Source organism: Pseudomonas sp. AF03-9, assembly GCF_020515815.1.
Lineage (GTDB): Bacteria > Pseudomonadota > Gammaproteobacteria > Pseudomonadales > Pseudomonadaceae > Aquipseudomonas.
Genome location: NZ_JAHPJF010000025.1, coordinates 73,563 through 88,389, shown reverse-complemented (window position 1 = coordinate 88,389; position 14,827 = coordinate 73,563). Strand labels below are relative to the sequence as shown.

General features: G+C 62.4%; 16 protein-coding genes and 1 pseudogene. 2 read left to right on the top strand and 15 right to left on the bottom strand.

Going from position 1 to position 14,827, the window contains the following annotated elements:
• From LIY36_RS25305 to LIY36_RS25295, 3 genes and pseudogenes are all read right to left on the bottom strand, one after another.
• Nucleotides 1-105, bottom strand: a pseudogene (locus LIY36_RS25305) (arabinose ABC transporter substrate-binding protein); the annotation flags it as partial.
• 32 nt (nucleotides 106-137) lie between these two features.
• On the bottom strand, nucleotides 138-959 hold the full coding sequence (locus LIY36_RS25300; RefSeq protein ID WP_226457566.1) for an SDR family oxidoreductase: 822 nt from the start codon (nucleotides 957-959) through the stop codon (nucleotides 138-140).
• Between the two features lie 180 nt (nucleotides 960-1,139).
• Entirely contained in the window at nucleotides 1,140-1,619 is a 480-nt protein-coding gene (locus tag LIY36_RS25295; RefSeq protein ID WP_010208407.1) for a GNAT family N-acetyltransferase, read from the bottom strand.
• A 186-nt stretch (nucleotides 1,620-1,805) separates the two neighbouring features.
• Here LIY36_RS25295 and LIY36_RS25290 point away from each other — a divergent pair, with 186 nt between their 5' ends.
• Nucleotides 1,806-3,008 (top strand): MFS transporter, encoded by a 1,203-nt coding sequence (locus LIY36_RS25290; protein WP_226457565.1) that lies wholly within the window; start codon nucleotides 1,806-1,808, stop codon nucleotides 3,006-3,008.
• Between the two features lie 34 nt (nucleotides 3,009-3,042).
• Nucleotides 3,043-3,375 carry a hypothetical protein gene (locus LIY36_RS25285; RefSeq protein ID WP_192300692.1) on the top strand — a complete coding sequence of 111 codons (333 nt, stop codon included), beginning with the start codon at nucleotides 3,043-3,045 and terminating at the stop codon, nucleotides 3,373-3,375.
• Nucleotides 3,376-3,437: 62 nt separating this feature from the next.
• Here LIY36_RS25285 and LIY36_RS25280 read toward each other — a convergent pair whose 3' ends face one another.
• The 12 genes from LIY36_RS25280 to mltG all read right to left on the bottom strand — a co-directional run bounded on the left by LIY36_RS25280 (nucleotide 3,438) and on the right by mltG (nucleotide 14,826).
• On the bottom strand, nucleotides 3,438-4,343 hold the full coding sequence (locus LIY36_RS25280) for a PfkB family carbohydrate kinase (RefSeq protein WP_226457564.1): 906 nt from the start codon (nucleotides 4,341-4,343) through the stop codon (nucleotides 3,438-3,440).
• Entirely contained in the window at nucleotides 4,336-5,802 is a 1,467-nt protein-coding gene (locus LIY36_RS25275; protein WP_226457563.1) for a purine-cytosine permease family protein, read from the bottom strand. Before LIY36_RS25275 ends, LIY36_RS25280 begins: the two co-directional genes overlap by 8 nt.
• A gap of 89 nt (nucleotides 5,803-5,891) precedes the next feature.
• On the bottom strand, nucleotides 5,892-6,893 hold the full coding sequence (locus LIY36_RS25270; RefSeq protein ID WP_226457562.1) for an ADP-ribosylglycohydrolase family protein: 1,002 nt from the start codon (nucleotides 6,891-6,893) through the stop codon (nucleotides 5,892-5,894).
• Entirely contained in the window at nucleotides 6,890-7,603 is a 714-nt protein-coding gene (locus tag LIY36_RS25265; RefSeq protein ID WP_226457561.1) for a GntR family transcriptional regulator, read from the bottom strand. The genes LIY36_RS25270 and LIY36_RS25265 overlap by 4 nt, the downstream gene beginning before the upstream one ends.
• A gap of 70 nt (nucleotides 7,604-7,673) precedes the next feature.
• Nucleotides 7,674-8,234: a DUF1285 domain-containing protein gene (locus LIY36_RS25260; RefSeq protein ID WP_192300687.1), complete on the bottom strand. Its 561-nt coding sequence runs from the start codon at nucleotides 8,232-8,234 to the stop codon at nucleotides 7,674-7,676.
• A 16-nt stretch (nucleotides 8,235-8,250) separates the two neighbouring features.
• Complete coding sequence (locus tag LIY36_RS25255; RefSeq protein WP_192300686.1) at nucleotides 8,251-8,856, bottom strand: DUF4823 domain-containing protein; 606 nt, start codon at nucleotides 8,854-8,856, stop codon at nucleotides 8,251-8,253.
• A 218-nt stretch (nucleotides 8,857-9,074) separates the two neighbouring features.
• Nucleotides 9,075-10,043: a GTP 3',8-cyclase MoaA gene (locus LIY36_RS25250; RefSeq protein ID WP_192300685.1), complete on the bottom strand. Its 969-nt coding sequence runs from the start codon at nucleotides 10,041-10,043 to the stop codon at nucleotides 9,075-9,077.
• A gap of 115 nt (nucleotides 10,044-10,158) precedes the next feature.
• Nucleotides 10,159-10,812 carry a TetR/AcrR family transcriptional regulator gene (locus LIY36_RS25245; RefSeq protein WP_192300684.1) on the bottom strand — a complete coding sequence of 218 codons (654 nt, stop codon included), beginning with the start codon at nucleotides 10,810-10,812 and terminating at the stop codon, nucleotides 10,159-10,161.
• A gap of 429 nt (nucleotides 10,813-11,241) precedes the next feature.
• Nucleotides 11,242-12,027, bottom strand: coding sequence for a TatD family hydrolase (locus LIY36_RS25240; RefSeq protein ID WP_226457560.1), 786 nt, complete (start codon nucleotides 12,025-12,027; stop codon nucleotides 11,242-11,244).
• A gap of 64 nt (nucleotides 12,028-12,091) precedes the next feature.
• Nucleotides 12,092-13,081: a DNA polymerase III subunit delta' gene (locus LIY36_RS25235; protein ID WP_226457559.1), complete on the bottom strand. Its 990-nt coding sequence runs from the start codon at nucleotides 13,079-13,081 to the stop codon at nucleotides 12,092-12,094.
• Nucleotides 13,074-13,706, bottom strand: a complete 633-nt coding sequence (tmk, locus tag LIY36_RS25230) for a dTMP kinase (RefSeq protein ID WP_192300681.1) — start codon at nucleotides 13,704-13,706, stop codon at nucleotides 13,074-13,076. Before tmk ends, LIY36_RS25235 begins: the two co-directional genes overlap by 8 nt.
• Before the next feature lie 19 nt (nucleotides 13,707-13,725).
• Nucleotides 13,726-14,826 carry an endolytic transglycosylase MltG gene (gene mltG / locus LIY36_RS25225; protein ID WP_192300680.1) on the bottom strand — a complete coding sequence of 367 codons (1,101 nt, stop codon included), beginning with the start codon at nucleotides 14,824-14,826 and terminating at the stop codon, nucleotides 13,726-13,728.
• Nucleotide 14,827: the final 1 nt, after the last annotated feature.

Genomic DNA, 14,827 nt, shown 5'->3' with positions numbered 1-14,827 from the left:
TTCTTCAGCCTGCTTGACCAGAAAGCCGATCTTCACTTCTTCAGCCGAAACAACGCCGCTGAACGCGACGGCGAGCGCCAGGGTGCCGAGTGTCTTCTTCAACATGAACCACCTCCTTCTTGTTATTGGAGAACGCTTTAGTCGTGGTACATCACAGACCGCCCGCCATCGATCATCAGGCAGGTGGCATTGATAAAGGGCGCCTCGTCGGTCGCCAGAAACAGCGCGGTCATCGCGACTTCCACCGGCTGGCCGATGCGCTTGGGCGGGTGCAGGTCGAAGGCGCGCTGGCGCTCGGCGTGGGGGTCGGGGAAACCGTTCCAGTAGTCGACGTTGAGCTGAGTCTCGATATAGCCCGGCGCGATGGCATTCACGCGGATGCCCTTGGCCGCGTATTCGATGCCAAGGGCGCGGGTCAGGCCAAGCAGGCCATGCTTGGCCACGGGATAGGGAAAGCAGCCGGGGATGATGTGGCTGGAATGGGTGGAGGCGATATTGATGATGTTGCCGATGCCCTGCTCGATCATATGCGGCAGCACCGCACGGCAGCCGAACCAGGCGCCGTCGAGGTCGATGGCGAAGCAGCGGCGCCAGTCTTCGTCGCTCATTTGCAGCGGGTCGCGGAACACGTTGACCCCGGCGCAGTTGACCAGCACGTCCACACGGCCAAAACGCTCGATGGCCAGGTTGACCAGCGCTTGCCATTGCTCTTTTGAGGTGATGTCGACGGGTTGGGCGTGGATTGCAGCGCCGCGTTCGCGCCAGTGGGCGGCAACGGCTTGGACTTTTTCAGCCTGGATGTCGGCGATGACCAGGCGCGCCTGCTGGGCCTGGAAGCACGCGACGATGGCCTCGCCGATGCCTTGGGCGGCGCCGGTGATGATCACCACCTTGTCTTTGAGCCGCTCGCCGTAGGTTGGCTCGGGCACGGCGGGGAGGGACAACGGTTGTGCCTGCATCGCTTCACCTGTTTTATTTTTGGTAGTGAGTGCTGATGCCGCCGACTATAAACCTATCTTTTGAAATATCTCAATATATAAATTTGCATCCCACATACTGAGCAGTCGCGAAAAAAAAGTGGGAGCCGGCTTATGTTGGAGCTCCCACATTTGAACCTCTGTGCTTTCTAGAAAGTGATCTCAGCCCAAGGCAAAGTCGCGCAACGCATCGCCTTCCATGCGGTAGCGCACCCACTCTTCCTGGGGCTGCGCGCCGATGGATTTGTAGAAGGCGATCGCCGGCTCGTTCCAGTCCAGCACGCTCCATTCGAAGCGCCCGCAACCGTTGTCAAAGGCGATCTTCGCCAGGTGGCGCAGCAACTTCTTGCCCGCACCGCCGCCGCGTTGTTCCGGGTTGATGTAGAGGTCTTCGAGGTACAGGCAGTTGCTGCCCAGCCACGTGGAGTAGCTGAAAAAGAACACCGCGAAACCAATCGGCAAGCCGTCGCGCAAACAGATCAGGCCATGGGCGGTGGCGCCCTCGCTGAACAGGCTGCGCTCGATGTCCACGACACTGGCGATCACTTCATGCCGGGCCTTTTCGTACTCGGCCAGTTCGGTGATGAAAGTCAGGATCTGCGCAGCATCGCTGGGCACCGCGGGGCGAATCTCGATGGTCATGGTCGAGCCTTGGGCAATTTCAAAGCACACATACTAAGGGGGATTCATGACTGATTGCAGTGCATTTTCATCGCTGCCGTTACTCCGTCGGCAGCTAACGCTGGCACCAGCAACCGCACAACAATCGACCAATGCCACCATGGTAAAAAAACCGGCATAACTCCAACGACTTCCAGGCCGCCCCCCATGCACTCCACACCCCCGGTGAGCAACAAGCTGTTCGCCCTGTTCTGTCTCGCCAGTTTTCTGCTGTCGTTGTCTTACGGCTCGACCTTTTTGCTGTCGCTGCTGATGCATACACGCGGCGGCGATGAGCACGATGCGGGCAGTGTGATTTCCATGGCGATGCTCAGCACCTTTGTCGCGGTGATGGTCTCGGGGCATCTGTCCGACGCCCTGGGTGCGGCGCGCGCGATTGCCGGTATGGGTCTGCTGTTGGTAGTGGCATGCCTGGGCTTTGCGCTGACGCCGGGCGTTGGCGAAAGCCTGATGGTGTTCGGGCTGGCCCTGGGGCTGGGCTGGGGGGTGTTCTACACCTTGGGGCCGATCATCGTGGCGATGTTGGTGGCGCCGCAACAACGGGCCAAATATTTTGCGTTGCTGTCGGGCAGCATGATGAGCGGCATCGGCGCCGGGCCGTTGCTGGGGCGGGCGGCCAACGTCCTGGGGCTGGCGCTGACCAGCGCATTTCTGATAGCTGCATGCGCCAGCCTGATCGGTGTGCTGATGTTCTGGCGCCTGGGTGCCCATCTCGGGCAAGAGGCTGCGGTGGCCAAAATCTCCTGGCGCGCCACGCGTCAGGTGCTGTCGTCCAAAGCCGCATTCGCGATTGTCATGGTCGGCCTGGGCGGTTGTGTGTTTGGCGGGTTGTCGTCGTTCCAGACCAGCTATGCAGCGGCGCACTCGCTGGACTATTCGCTGTTTTTTGCGGGTTTTCTCAGCGCCGCGATCAGCAGCCGGTTGTTGATCGCCGGCTTCGTGGTCAAGCGGGATGCGTACCGCGCGGCGTGTGTGCTGTCGGGGTTGATGCTGGTGTCGGTGTTGATGTTTGGCTTCGGTGTGTCAGGCAGTTTCAGTTACCTGTTGGCGGCGATTACGTTGGGGGTGGGTTACGGCCTGACGTATTCGGTGATCAACGGGTTGGTGGCCAACGAAGCACCGCCGGGCAGCACCTCCCAGGCGTTGCTGTTGTTCAGCCTGGCGTACTTTGTCGGGGTGTTCGGGTTTCCGTTGCTGGCGGGCAAGATCATCGTCGAACACGGCATGCCCACGCTGTTGTTGAGTGTGACGGCGGTGGCGGCGCTCAATTGGCTGATCAGCGTTGTTCGGCTGGTACTGCGCCGTTCGTCGCCATCGAGGCACCAACCAGCCTTGCGGGCGGACCAATAGAGGGTAAGGACAATAACTCTATGGAGATTCCCTCATGAAGCATTCCAAGTTGGCTGCCCTCGCCTTTGCAGGCCTGTTGTCGTCGGTTTCGCTGAGCGGTTTTGCGGCCACCTCGTCCACCGGCACGAGCACCCCTGACGCGACCACCGAGTCCCAGAAATCCATGGGCACGGGGCTGCAAATCAACAATGGGGCGGTGATCGAAAACTCCAACGGAGCCGACCCGCACACCAAGGGGCACGACGCGGAACGCCAGGCGCCAACTGCGGTGGGCAATGGCAAGATGGGCCCCTCGGTGAACGAGCCGACGATCAACAAAGGCGATGACTCCAACCTGCCGGGCGCGCCGAAACAGCCTGCGCCGTAGAAGGCATGTTCCGAAACCCAATGTGGCAGGGCGCTTACCTCCTGCCACATTTTTGCCGCGGTTCAGCGCGCCAATAGCGCGTCGACCTCGGCGGTGCCAGGAGAAGTGGCCGGGCCCCAGCGTGTCACGGCCAAGGCTGCCGCAGCATTCGCACGGCGCGCCGCCTGGGCGGGTGCGAGGCCATTGGCCAAGCCTGCGATAAACACCCCAGCATGGGCATCGCCCGCTCCGTTGCTGTCCACCGCCGTCACCTTGAAGCCCGGCACATGTTCGCCATTCACCCAGCAGCCATTCGGGCCATCGCGCACCACCCGCAATGCGCCCTCGGGCAGATGCCGTTGCAAGGCGTTCAAGGCCTGCGCCAACGTAGCCGCACCAGTAAACGCCAACACCTCCGGACCATTGCTGGTCCAGATGTCGATACGCGGCAGCAACGCTGCCATCAGCGGCGACTCCGGCGCCTTGACCAGCGGGCCCGGATCGAACACCACGGTGATCTCACGCGGCAGCGCCAACAGCCAATCGAGCAACGCCTGGGCCTTGCCTTCGAGCAACAGGCTGTAACCGCTGACATAGACATAATCGTCCGCCTGCGGGACAACCCGCGCCAAATCCTCGGCCGTCAACTCGCCCTCGGCACCAAGATGGGAAATGAACGTGCGCTCGGTCGTCGCCTCGGTCAGGGACACACACAAGCCCGTGTCTTTATCGGGGCTGGCGGCCTGGGCCATCTCGACACCTTCGGCCTGCATCGCCGCGCGGGCCAAGTCACCAAAGCGCCCGTTGCCGTGGCGCCCCAGATACACCACCGGCAAGCCGTTGCGCCGTGCCGCCGCCATCACGTTGAAACCACCGCCGGCTTCGAAACTGGCAGATTGTGCCAACACGTCACCGCCAGTCGCGGGCAAGGTTTCCAGGGCCATGACCAGATCGACAATGACCTGGCCGGTGTGCAGCAATCTAGACATGACGACGCTCGACTAACGCCGGGCGACGGTCGGATGCGCCGCCCAGTACGGCATAAATCCCGCCGGCCACCAGGAAGGTGACGATCCAGCCCAGGCCGTTGTGGCCCAGCCAGGAGTCGGACAAAGGCCCGGCGAACCAGATGTTTTCGGCGGTGGTGCCGATGGTGGTAAAGCTGAAACCCAGCACGATCGCCACGGCCCAGGCACCAAACGCGCGCCATTCCACGCCGCCGCGGTACCAATAGGCACTGCTCGGGCTGACGTCCAGCAGGTCATTGGCGCTGTAGTGGTGACGGTGGATCAGGTCGACCACGAAGATCCCGACCCACGCGGTGATCGGTACCGCCAACAGCGAAATGAAGGTGATGAACGGGCCGTAGAAGCTGTCGGCGATCAGCATGAAGTAGATCGAGCCGGCGAAGATCGCCACGATGTCGACGATCACTGCGTGCACGCGCTTGACCTTCAAGCCGAGGGTCAAGGTGGTGAGGCCCGCCGAGTACACCGACAGGTTGTTCGACAGCAGCAGCCCGCCGAACGCGGTGATCAGGTACGGCACGGCCATCCAAGTCGGCAACATGTCGCGAATCGCGATGATCGGGTCGGTGGCCGAGGCCAGGTCGTTGTTGCCCACCGAGAGCAGGCCGCCGAGGGTGATCAGCAGCACCAGCGGGATGCCCGCGCCAAACGCGGCCGAGGCCACCAGGCGCACGGCCTTGACGCTGCGGTGCTGGTATCGCGACATGTCGGCGCCGGCATTGGCCCAGCCGATACCCGTGCCGGCGGCCATGGTGCCGACGCCGATGATCATCGCGCTCAGCGGCGCCGGCGTAGCGTTGAACACCGCGCTCCAGTCGATGGTGGCGCAGAGGAAGCCGCCCACCAGGATATTCAGGGCGCCGAACACGTAGGTCGCCCACTTCTGGATCACCAGCAAGGTGGCGTGACCGAGGCCGGATACCGACAGGGTCAGCAGCACGAAGATGGCGATGAATACTAGCGTCAGAACCGGTGCGCTTTTCGCCTCGACCGGCGAGCCGAACAGGATCGAGCACAACGACAGCAGCACGAACGCGGCTGTGGTGGTGTTCACGGTTTCCCAGCCCAGGCGCGACATCAGCGAGACCAGCGTCGGGCCGATGTTGCCGCGCACACCGAAGATCGCCCGGGACAAGGTCAGGCTCGGCGCACGGCCACGTCGACCGGCGATGGAGATGATGCCCACCACCGCGAACGAACCGGCCGCGCCGAGGATCGCGACGATGATTGCCTGCCAGATGGCCAGGCCGCGAAACGCCACCAGCGTCGCTCCCAGCGGCAGGCCGAGGATGCTGATATTGGCGGCGAACCAGACCCAGAACAGTTGCAGCGGATGGCCGTTGCACTCGCCTTCCGGAACCGGTTCGATGCCACGTGTTTCCAATTGCCCGGCGCTTTGGCCGCTAGGGGTGCTGCTCATGAAGGATGCTCCTGGTGCCTGTCTTGTTGTGGTTGTGGCAAGTGTTCCATGCAGTCGATCAACTGTGGGAGCGGGTGGATCTGTGCCAGTCAGCGCATGGCGAGTAGTGCCTGGACCAGTGGCTGCAAGTCCAGACCATTGACCCGCTTGACCTGCTCGACCATCGCCTGTGGCCAGCACTGCATGCCCAGGCAGGCACCCAGCATGGCGCCGAGAATCGCGGCGATGGTATCGGTGTCGCCGCCCAGGCTGGCAGCCAGGCACAAGGCTTCAAACGTGCTCATGTCGCCCACCGCCACTTGCTGCGCGAGGGCGAACGAGACCACCACCGACTCCTGGGATGCGACGGAGGTGCCGATCAATTCGTAGAGCAAATCGGCAAACAGCGCTTTGTCGCCACTGCCGACACTCAGGGTGCGCGCCCAACTGATGCGGGTGGACATGCGTCCTCCGGCAATCCAGTGACCATGGCTTTGCGCCTGCTGGGCGATCTGGGTGCCGATGTTCAGTGCTTCGCCCAAATCCACGCCGTTGATCCCGGCCGAGACCACCGCCGCCACCGCCGCCGCGCTGGAGATGCCCAGGCTGGTGTTGTGGGTGACCTGGCACGCCTGGATCACAGCCTGGATAAACCGCGTCGGATCGCTGACATCAGCGGCGATACCGACCGGAGTGATGCGCATCGCGGCACCGTTGGTGGTGCCGTAACGCCCGGACTCCTGCGGGGTGTGACCGGCGAGGATCATGTCGATCGCACGTTTGGTCGATGGGCCGAGCAAGTCCTGGGAACCCTTGGCGCGCATCCGCGCTTCCCACGCGATCAAGCGCTTGGCCAGCACGGTGGGCTCGATGGTGCCTCGGCCTTCGACCAGCAGCTCGCCGACCAGAATCGCCTGCTCGGTGTCATCGGTGATGGAACCGGCGGGCATGTTCGGTGCGATGGGCTGGTTGGCGTCGGCATCTTCCAGGGTGGTGATCGCACCGAAGCGTGCGCGCACCTGTTCGCGGCTCAGGGACTGGGTGGGCATGCCCAGGGCATCACCCAAGGCCAGGCCGTAGAAGGCGCCGAGCGCGCGGTTGAGCGGGGTCATTTCGGGTTTCCAAATTGCAGATGCAGGCGAAAGTGCAGCGGGTCGAGCAAGCTTTCAACGTATTCCATAAAGCGCTCGCGACGGTCGTAGGTGGTGCGCGCCGCCTTGAGAAACACGCTACCGCTGGGGCGACCGAGCAGCTCGGCGTCGCTGTCACTGAGGGGCTCGGCGCCGATCCATTGGTCACCTTCGGCGCCGACAAAGCCGTAGGCTGCCAGGGTGATGGTCAGGGAGTTTTCGATCAGACCGACGTCCGGCAGGCTCTCCAGGCCACCGGAAGCCGGCATCAGCGAACGTTCCAGGGACACGGCGGTACCGTCTGACGTGCGCCGGCGGCGGTCGAGAGCAATGAATTGCTCGGTGCCGAAGCGGCTGAACAGGTCCGGGCGGCTCACGGCCTCGAACCGCAGGACGTCGGTGCTCACCTGCGCCCCGGTGTCCGCCAGGGCTTGTGCCCAGCCGCTGCGCTGGTCGAGCATCATGCCGTCAAAGGTAACGATGGAGCCGACGCCGCTCTGGGTCGCAATGTAATGACGTCGCTTGAGCTCGGCCAGCGCCTCGCGCAGGGTGCCCCGGCTGACGGCGAACTCTTCGGCCAGTTGATGCTCACCCGGGAGCAGGAAACCGTCGGCCATCACCCCACCCTCGATACGGCGGATGAGCTCGTCGACGACGCGTTTTTTCTTATCAAATCGAACATGTCTAATCATGTACAAATTCATACCCGAAAGCGCCCGCTGTCAGCAAGCGAATTATTTTAGGAGGATGAAAAAGCCAGCCTCAGGGTTCCAGGCCAATCCTGAAGAATTCCCCGCCACTCCAGACGCCCAGCCAGTTCTGACCGTTGATCGGACGGCTGACCGCCAGTTCGACCAATTGGTAGAACACATTGCGATGCACGAGGGCTTCGAGGTTGGTGCGCACCCGCAGATAGGGTGACGGTTCCTGGGTGACTGGGTCAATGACCACCCGCAGCGGGTGCTCGAGGCCGGCATCGATCTGCTCGTCGACATTGGTGGTAAAGCGCAGCACCTGGCTTTCGCCCTGCCCTTCGACGTCAAGCGTCAGCGCAACGAACGGCGCATCATCGACGCGGATGCCGACTTTTTCCACGGGAGTGATCAGAAAGTACTCATCGCCATCGCGGCGGATGATATTGGAGAACAGCTTGACCATCGGCTTACGCCCGATCGGCGTGCCCTGGTAGAACCAGGTGCCGTCGCGGGCGATGCGCATGTCGATATGGCCGCAGAACTCCGGGTTCCATAGGTGCACTGGCGCCGGTCCCTTGCCCTTGGGCAGTTGGGCCAACAGATCATTGGCCTTGGCGGAATCGGTCATGGGCTGCTCCTGTGTCTTATTGATCGCTCATGCCCAGCAGGCTGCGGGCGTACTGCGCCAGGGGGCGGGCGATCAGATCCTGGGGTCGGTTGTCGTGGAACGTCAGTAAACCGCCACGGCTGCGAATCCGCACAGTATCAATCAAATACTGGGTGCTGGTCTCGATCAACATCACCTGGATCACACCGCTGTCGAGGCCGACGCGATCGAGGGCTTCCTGGTCGGCCCATTCATCGGCGTTACCGATGCGGTCATCGGCTGCCGCGAAACGGCAATACAGCAGGTAGTGGGCCCCCGCGCCGCGCGCTTCAGTCATTGCCTGCTCGAGACCTTCCGGCTGACGGGCGCGACGGACCATGGGGAAGTATTCGACGAACCCGTTGAAGGCTTCTTCGGCCACCACGTTGGGACGCGGGTAGGCACTGCCCGGCGGCACAAATGCGCCTTGAGCGATAAAGACAAAGGAGTCCGGTTGCAGGCGGATCGAGTTGGTACGGCGGGTGTCGCTGTGGTCGAGCAACCCGGCGTCACTCATCTGATAGCGAGTGCCTTCGGCCATATCGCTGACGGTCATGCAACCACTCAGCGCCAACGACGCCAGCAACAAAACCAGACTACGCATCCTAATCCTCCAGAAGCCGGTGACGGAAAACCGGCGAATGGGCGTGAGATGCAGAATCCGCGCCATTCACAGACGACACAAATCAAATGTGGGAGCGGGCTTGTGTGGGAGCGGGCTTGCTCGCGAATGCGGTGTGTCAGTCAGCACATCTGTTTCTGATACACCGCATTCGCGAGCAAGCCCGCTCCCACAGGGGAATGTGGCGGAAGAATATCGGGTCAGCCGCCAATAATTTTCATGATCGTCGCACCGCCCGAGAACGCCACTTCCTGCTTATCGCCCAAGGCCTTCATCAACAGCCCTTGCAGCGCCGGCAGCGCCTGATGGCGCGGCTTGTCCAGCAGGTCGCCGACATAGTGACGGTTGCTCGACGACAGACAGCCATGCAACCAACCCGTGGACGACAGGCGCAGCCGCGAACACGTGCGGCAGAACGGCACGCTTTCGTTGGCGATCACGCCGAAGTAGCCCTTGCCGGGGATTTCATAACGCACAGCGGTGGCGTCCACCGGAGCGTTGGCTTGCAGGTATTCGTATTGTTCGCCGATCAGGCTGAGCAGCTGTTGCAGGCTGACGAATTGCTGCAGGAATGCATTGGAATCCTTGGCCAGGTGGCCCATGCGCATCAACTCGATAAAACGCAGCTCGTAACCACGCTCCAGGCAGTAGTCGAGCAGTGGCATCACCTGATCCAGGTTCTGGCCGCGCAACGGCACCATGTTGACCTTGATCTTGATCCCGGCGGCGCGGGCCTGGTCCATACCGTCGAGCACGCTGGCCAGGTCGCCGCCACGGGCGATGCTGCGGAAGGCGGCGGCGTCCAGGGTGTCGAGGGAGACGTTGATGCGCTTGATCCCGGCCTCCACCAGCAACGGCAGTTTGCGCGCCAGCAGTTGACCGTTGGTGGTCAGGCTGATGTCACTCAGGCCCAGCTGCCCCACCGCGCCCATGAAGGCTTCCAGTTTGGGACTGACCAGCGGCTCACCGCCGGTGATGCGCAGGCGCTCGATGCCCGCCGCTTCGATCAGGTACTCGACACCCCGCGCCATGGCCTCGGCCGAGAGTTCGTCCTGGGCAGCCACCAACCGCTTGCCATTGGGCACGCAGTAGGTACACGCATAATTGCAGGCTGAGGTCAGGCTGATCCGCAAATTGCGAAAACGCCTGCCTTGACGATCAACGATCATGGATCACTCCGGCAGAGGATGATTCGGGCGCGCTAAAAGCTGACTTAAAAATCAGCTTTTAGCAAGAGTCCTTGCCTGAGTATATTCCTGGGGTACTACGCGTGGCAGCAAATCATTAGCTGGCGGGCGTTTCAGCGGGCGGCAGTTCGGTGCTGTGCTTGCGCTTGTTGCCCATGCGCACGCCGATGTCCATCAGGAACTGGAAGAAACCTTCCTGATCTTCCAACACATTGCTCCAGAATGGCGAGTGGTACAGCGCCACGGCACCATGCACCAACGCCCAGGCGGCGCAGTAGTGGAAATACGGCGGTACGTCTTCAAGCTTACCTTCGCTGATGCGGCCCTTGATCAACAGGGTCAGGCGTTCGAAGTTCGAGGCGCGGATCTTGTGCAGTTCCTCGACCATTTCCGGCACCTGATGGCCCTTGACCACCTTTTCTTCCAGGCGGTCGAACAGGCGATAACGCTGCGGGTCGCGCATGCGGAACTCGAAGTAGGCGCGGGACAGGGCTTCCTTGTCCTTGTCCACATCGGCCGAATGCAGCAGCTCGTTCAAGTCGCGCTCGTAATCGAGCATCAGGCGCAGGTAGATCTCGGCCTTGGACTTGAAGTGCTTGTAGATCGTGCCTTTGCCGATACCCACGGCATCCGCGATCATCTCGACGGTGACGCTGTCTTCACCTTGTTCGAGGAACAGCTTGAGCGCGGTGTCGAGAATTTCCTGCTCACGGCGGCGAAACTCACGGACCTTACGGGGTTCTTTGTGCATGAGGAAGAGGTCTGCAGAGGTGACTATGGGGAGGGTTGCGCAGGGCCACGCAGACGCGGCGATACGATTTACCCGGTGCGAGGGATTATCCCGACTGAACGGTCGTTGGGCAACGCCTATGTGAACCCGTCATGCACTTTAGTTTCAGCGCGCCAACGTTTTCACCGCTCTCAGTCAGAAATAATACGCACAAACTGCGCCTGTGCACCCGCGTGATGAGAACTCAAGCGAAGCGCGTGTATTCCAAATCTGTTTAAAAATCGACCAGTCACGACTGGACTGAATCAGATACTGATCAATACTTGAACTGTCGGCGTGACATCTCCCCCAAGTGACGCGCCGACCCTGGGTACCGACGGACTGCGTGCCCTGTTTTACTCCTAATGGTCTTAACCCGGATTCACCCCCCAGAACCCGGGTTTTTTTTGCCTACGATTTGACGTGGGCCAACGGGAACAGGCGCTTGAAGTTCTGCGTGGTCTGCTCGGCAAAACGCTCGTAGGACTCGCCGCGCAACATCGCCAGGTAATCCGCCACATCCCGCACGTACTCCGGCAGGTTCGGCTTGCCGCGATGGGGGATGGGCGCCAGGTACGGCGAGTCGGTCTCCACCAGCAGGCGATCGGCCGGCACTTGGCGCGCCACATCGCGCAGGGCGTCGGCGTTGCGGAAGGTGACGATACCCGACAGGGAAATGTAGAAACCCAGGTCCAGGGCCGCCTTGGCCATGTCCCAGTCTTCGGTGAAGCAATGCAGCACACCGGCCTGGGGCAACGCGGCTTCGCGCAGCAGGGCCAGGGTGTCGGCGCGGGCGCCACGAGTGTGGACGATCACCGGCTTGCCGGTCTGCTGGGCGGCCTGCAAGTGCAGGCGGAAGGAGGCCTGCTGCAATTCGGCAGCCTCGGGTTCGTAGTGGTAATCCAGACCGGTTTCGCCGATCGCCACCACACGCGGGTGATTGAGTTCGCCCAGCAACCAGTCGAGGGCCGGGGCTTCGCCGGGCTTGAGGTCTAGCGGGTGGATCCCCACCGAGCAGTCCACATCCGCATAACGCTCGGCCAGGGCTTTGACGTCGGCAGCATTGTCGGCGCTGACGCCGATGCACAGGAAGTGCCCTACCCCACGCTGGCGCGCGGCTTCGAGGGCGGCGTCAAGGGAGCCGCCGTGCTGGGCGAGGTCAAGGCGATCTAGGTGGCAATGGGAATCTACGAGCATGGGTAATTACAACTTGAGTCGCGAAAAAGGGTCTGGCCGACGATACACCCGTCGGCCACGGAAATTAACGGCGGCCGAGCAAGCCGACCCACTGCACCAGCAGCGCTTCGAGCAACAGCACGCGGTTGAGGTTGGCTTTGCCGAGCACCTTCTGGCGCTGGGCAAGAATCCAGTCCTGAATGTTGAGCACCTTGTCCTGGGCGCTTTTCTGCGCGAGGTACTGCACGACTTTGCGCATGTCCGCCAGGCCCAGGCCGTTTTCGTCCTGGGTCAACTGGTAGCGCAGGATCAGGCTCGACCAGTCGCAAAACCAGTCGAACAGCAGCAACAGCGGAATATCCTTCCAGGCCGTCTCGGCCAACTGGGTGGCGGACAGTTCCTGCTTGAGCAGTTTCTTCACCCCATCTACCACCAGCGCACGTTGTTCACGCACGCCTTGGGCCTGCAATTTCACCGCAGCCAGCGGCGAACCGGCGGCCAGGGTCAGCAATTCGCCACGCTCTTCTGCGCTGCACTCCGGCAACGCCTGGGCCAGCCACTCGAGGCTCATGGCCTCGCTCGGCAACGGGCAGGCCTGCTGTACACAACGGCTGCGGATAGTCGGCAGCAAACGACTGGACTGGTGGCTCACCAGCAGCAACACCGTATCGCCGGACGGCTCTTCCAGGCTCTTGAGCAGGGCGTTGGCGGCATTGATGTTCATCGCCTCCACCGGCTCGATCAACACGACTTTGCGCCCGCCCATCTGCGCGGTCTGCACCACGAAGCTGACGAGATCGCGCACCTGATCGACCTTGATCGCCTTGTCGGCTTCTTCAGGTTCCAGCAGGTAGTTATCCGGATGGCTGCCGGCCTTGAGCAACAGGCAGGATTTGCACTCGCCACACGCCTCCAGATTGACCGGGCGCTGGCACAACAGGCTGGCCATCAGACGCTCGGCAAGCGCGCGCTTGCCGATGCCAATCGGCCCGTGCAACAGGTAAGCGTGGGCGTGCTGGGCACGGCCGGCCAACTGTTGCCAGAGGCTGGCCTGCCACGGGTAGGCTTCAGCCACGGGCGCGCTCCAGCAACGTGGGCAGCAAGGCATCGATGGCGTGCTGCACCTGGGCCAAGGGTTGGGCAGCGTCCAGCAGGTAGTAGCGTGCAGGCTCGGCCTTGGCACGCGCGAGAAACGCGCTGCGCACCGCGTCGAAGAATGCACGGCCTTCCAGCTCGAAGCGATCCAGGCGACCACGGGCACTGGCGCGGGCCAGGCCGACTTCCACCGGCAGGTCGAATACCAGGGTCAGGTCGGGACGCAGATCGCCTTGCACGAAGGTTTCCAAGGTGGCGATGCGCGCCAGGGACAAACCGCGGCCGCCGCCCTGGTAGGCGTAGGTGGAATCGGTGAAGCGGTCGCAGATCACGACGGCACCACGGGCCAGCGCCGGGCGGATCACTTCAGCCAGATGCTGGGCGCGGGCAGCGAACACCAGCAGCAGTTCGGTATCCGGATTCATCGGCTCGTCACCCGGGGCCAGCAGCACTTCGCGGATGCGCTCGGCCAGCGGCGTGCCACCGGGCTCACGGGTCAACACCACCTCGACGCCATCAGCGCGCAAGCGCTCGGCCAGGTAATCGCGGTTGGTGCTTTTGCCGGCGCCTTCAGGGCCTTCCAGGGTAATAAACAAGCCAGTCACGGGCAGTCCTTAGTCAGAGTCATTGCGGGCTTTGCGGTTCGGCAGGCGCATCGGCCGGTGGTGTTGCGTCTTCTGCCGGCTTTGCCGCAGGCGCCGGGCTGGAGCGGTAATCGGCGCGGCGCTTGAGTTGGAACTCGCGCACGGCGGCATTATGCGCATCCAGGTCATCGGAGAAAATATGGCTGCCATCGCCACGGGCGACAAAATACAGGCTGCTGCCCGGCACCGGGTTCAACGCGGCATGGATCGCTTCGCGGCCGACCATGGCGATGGGCGTCGGCGGCAGGCCGGCAATCATGTAGGTGTTGTAGGGGTTGGCTTCCTTGAGATGGGCACGGGTCAACTTGCCGTTGTAGCGCTCACCCAGGCCATAGATCACCGTCGGGTCGGTCTGCAGCAGCATGCCGATCTTCATCCGGCGCACAAACACCCCGGCAATCTGGCCGCGCTCTTCCGGCACGCCGGTCTCCTTCTCCACCAGCGAAGCCATGATCAGCGCCTGGTAGGGCTCGGTATACGGCACATCGGCAGCCCGCTTGCTCCACTCCTGGGCGAGGACATCGTCCAAGCGGTTGTAGGCTTTTTTCAGGAACTCGACGTCGGTCATGCCGCGTACGAAACGGTAGGTGTCGGGGAAGAAGCGCCCTTCCGGAAACACGCCGGGGTGGCCAAGCTTGTCCATCACTTCGCTGTCGGTGAGGCCTGACAGGGTTTGCACGATCTTTTCATGCTTGGCCAGGGCCGAGCGTACTTGGCGGAAGTTCCAGCCCTCCACCAGAGTCAGGCTGTATTGCACCACTTCGCCACGCTGCCACAGGCCGATCAAACCTTGTGCGGTCATGCCGGGGGTCATACGGTATTCGCCGCTGTGCAGGGGCTGGCCGTCGAGATTGAAACGCCAGTAAAGACGCAGCCAGAAGGCGCCGTCGAGCACGCCGTCGGCTTCGAGGCGATTGAAGGTGCCGGTAGGCGTCGCCCCGGCCGGTACGTCGAGCAGCTGCTCCTGGGTCAGGTTCAGGGGCTGCTTGAGGGCAGCGTCGTATTTCCAGGCGCCATAGCCCAACAGCAAAGCCGCCGAGAACAGACCAACCAGCAGCAGTACAACCAGTTTTCGTATCAAC

Excerpts from the sequence above, each read along its gene's own strand:
- LIY36_RS25300 (WP_226457566.1), bottom strand. The coding sequence starts at position 959 with ATGCAGGCACAACCGTTGTCCCTCCCCGCCGTGCCCGAGCCAACCTAC.
- LIY36_RS25295 (WP_010208407.1), bottom strand. The coding sequence starts at position 1,619 with ATGACCATCGAGATTCGCCCCGCGGTGCCCAGCGATGCTGCGCAGATC.
- LIY36_RS25290 (WP_226457565.1), top strand. The coding sequence starts at position 1,806 with ATGCACTCCACACCCCCGGTGAGCAACAAGCTGTTCGCCCTGTTCTGT.
- LIY36_RS25285 (WP_192300692.1), top strand. The coding sequence starts at position 3,043 with ATGAAGCATTCCAAGTTGGCTGCCCTCGCCTTTGCAGGCCTGTTGTCG.
- LIY36_RS25280 (WP_226457564.1), bottom strand. The coding sequence starts at position 4,343 with ATGTCTAGATTGCTGCACACCGGCCAGGTCATTGTCGATCTGGTCATG.
- LIY36_RS25275 (WP_226457563.1), bottom strand. The coding sequence starts at position 5,802 with ATGAGCAGCACCCCTAGCGGCCAAAGCGCCGGGCAATTGGAAACACGT.
- LIY36_RS25270 (WP_226457562.1), bottom strand. The coding sequence starts at position 6,893 with ATGACCCCGCTCAACCGCGCGCTCGGCGCCTTCTACGGCCTGGCCTTG.
- LIY36_RS25265 (WP_226457561.1), bottom strand. The coding sequence starts at position 7,603 with ATGATTAGACATGTTCGATTTGATAAGAAAAAACGCGTCGTCGACGAG.
- LIY36_RS25260 (WP_192300687.1), bottom strand. The coding sequence starts at position 8,234 with ATGACCGATTCCGCCAAGGCCAATGATCTGTTGGCCCAACTGCCCAAG.
- LIY36_RS25255 (WP_192300686.1), bottom strand. The coding sequence starts at position 8,856 with ATGCGTAGTCTGGTTTTGTTGCTGGCGTCGTTGGCGCTGAGTGGTTGC.
- LIY36_RS25250 (WP_192300685.1), bottom strand. The coding sequence starts at position 10,043 with ATGATCGTTGATCGTCAAGGCAGGCGTTTTCGCAATTTGCGGATCAGC.
- LIY36_RS25245 (WP_192300684.1), bottom strand. The coding sequence starts at position 10,812 with ATGCACAAAGAACCCCGTAAGGTCCGTGAGTTTCGCCGCCGTGAGCAG.
- LIY36_RS25240 (WP_226457560.1), bottom strand. The coding sequence starts at position 12,027 with ATGCTCGTAGATTCCCATTGCCACCTAGATCGCCTTGACCTCGCCCAG.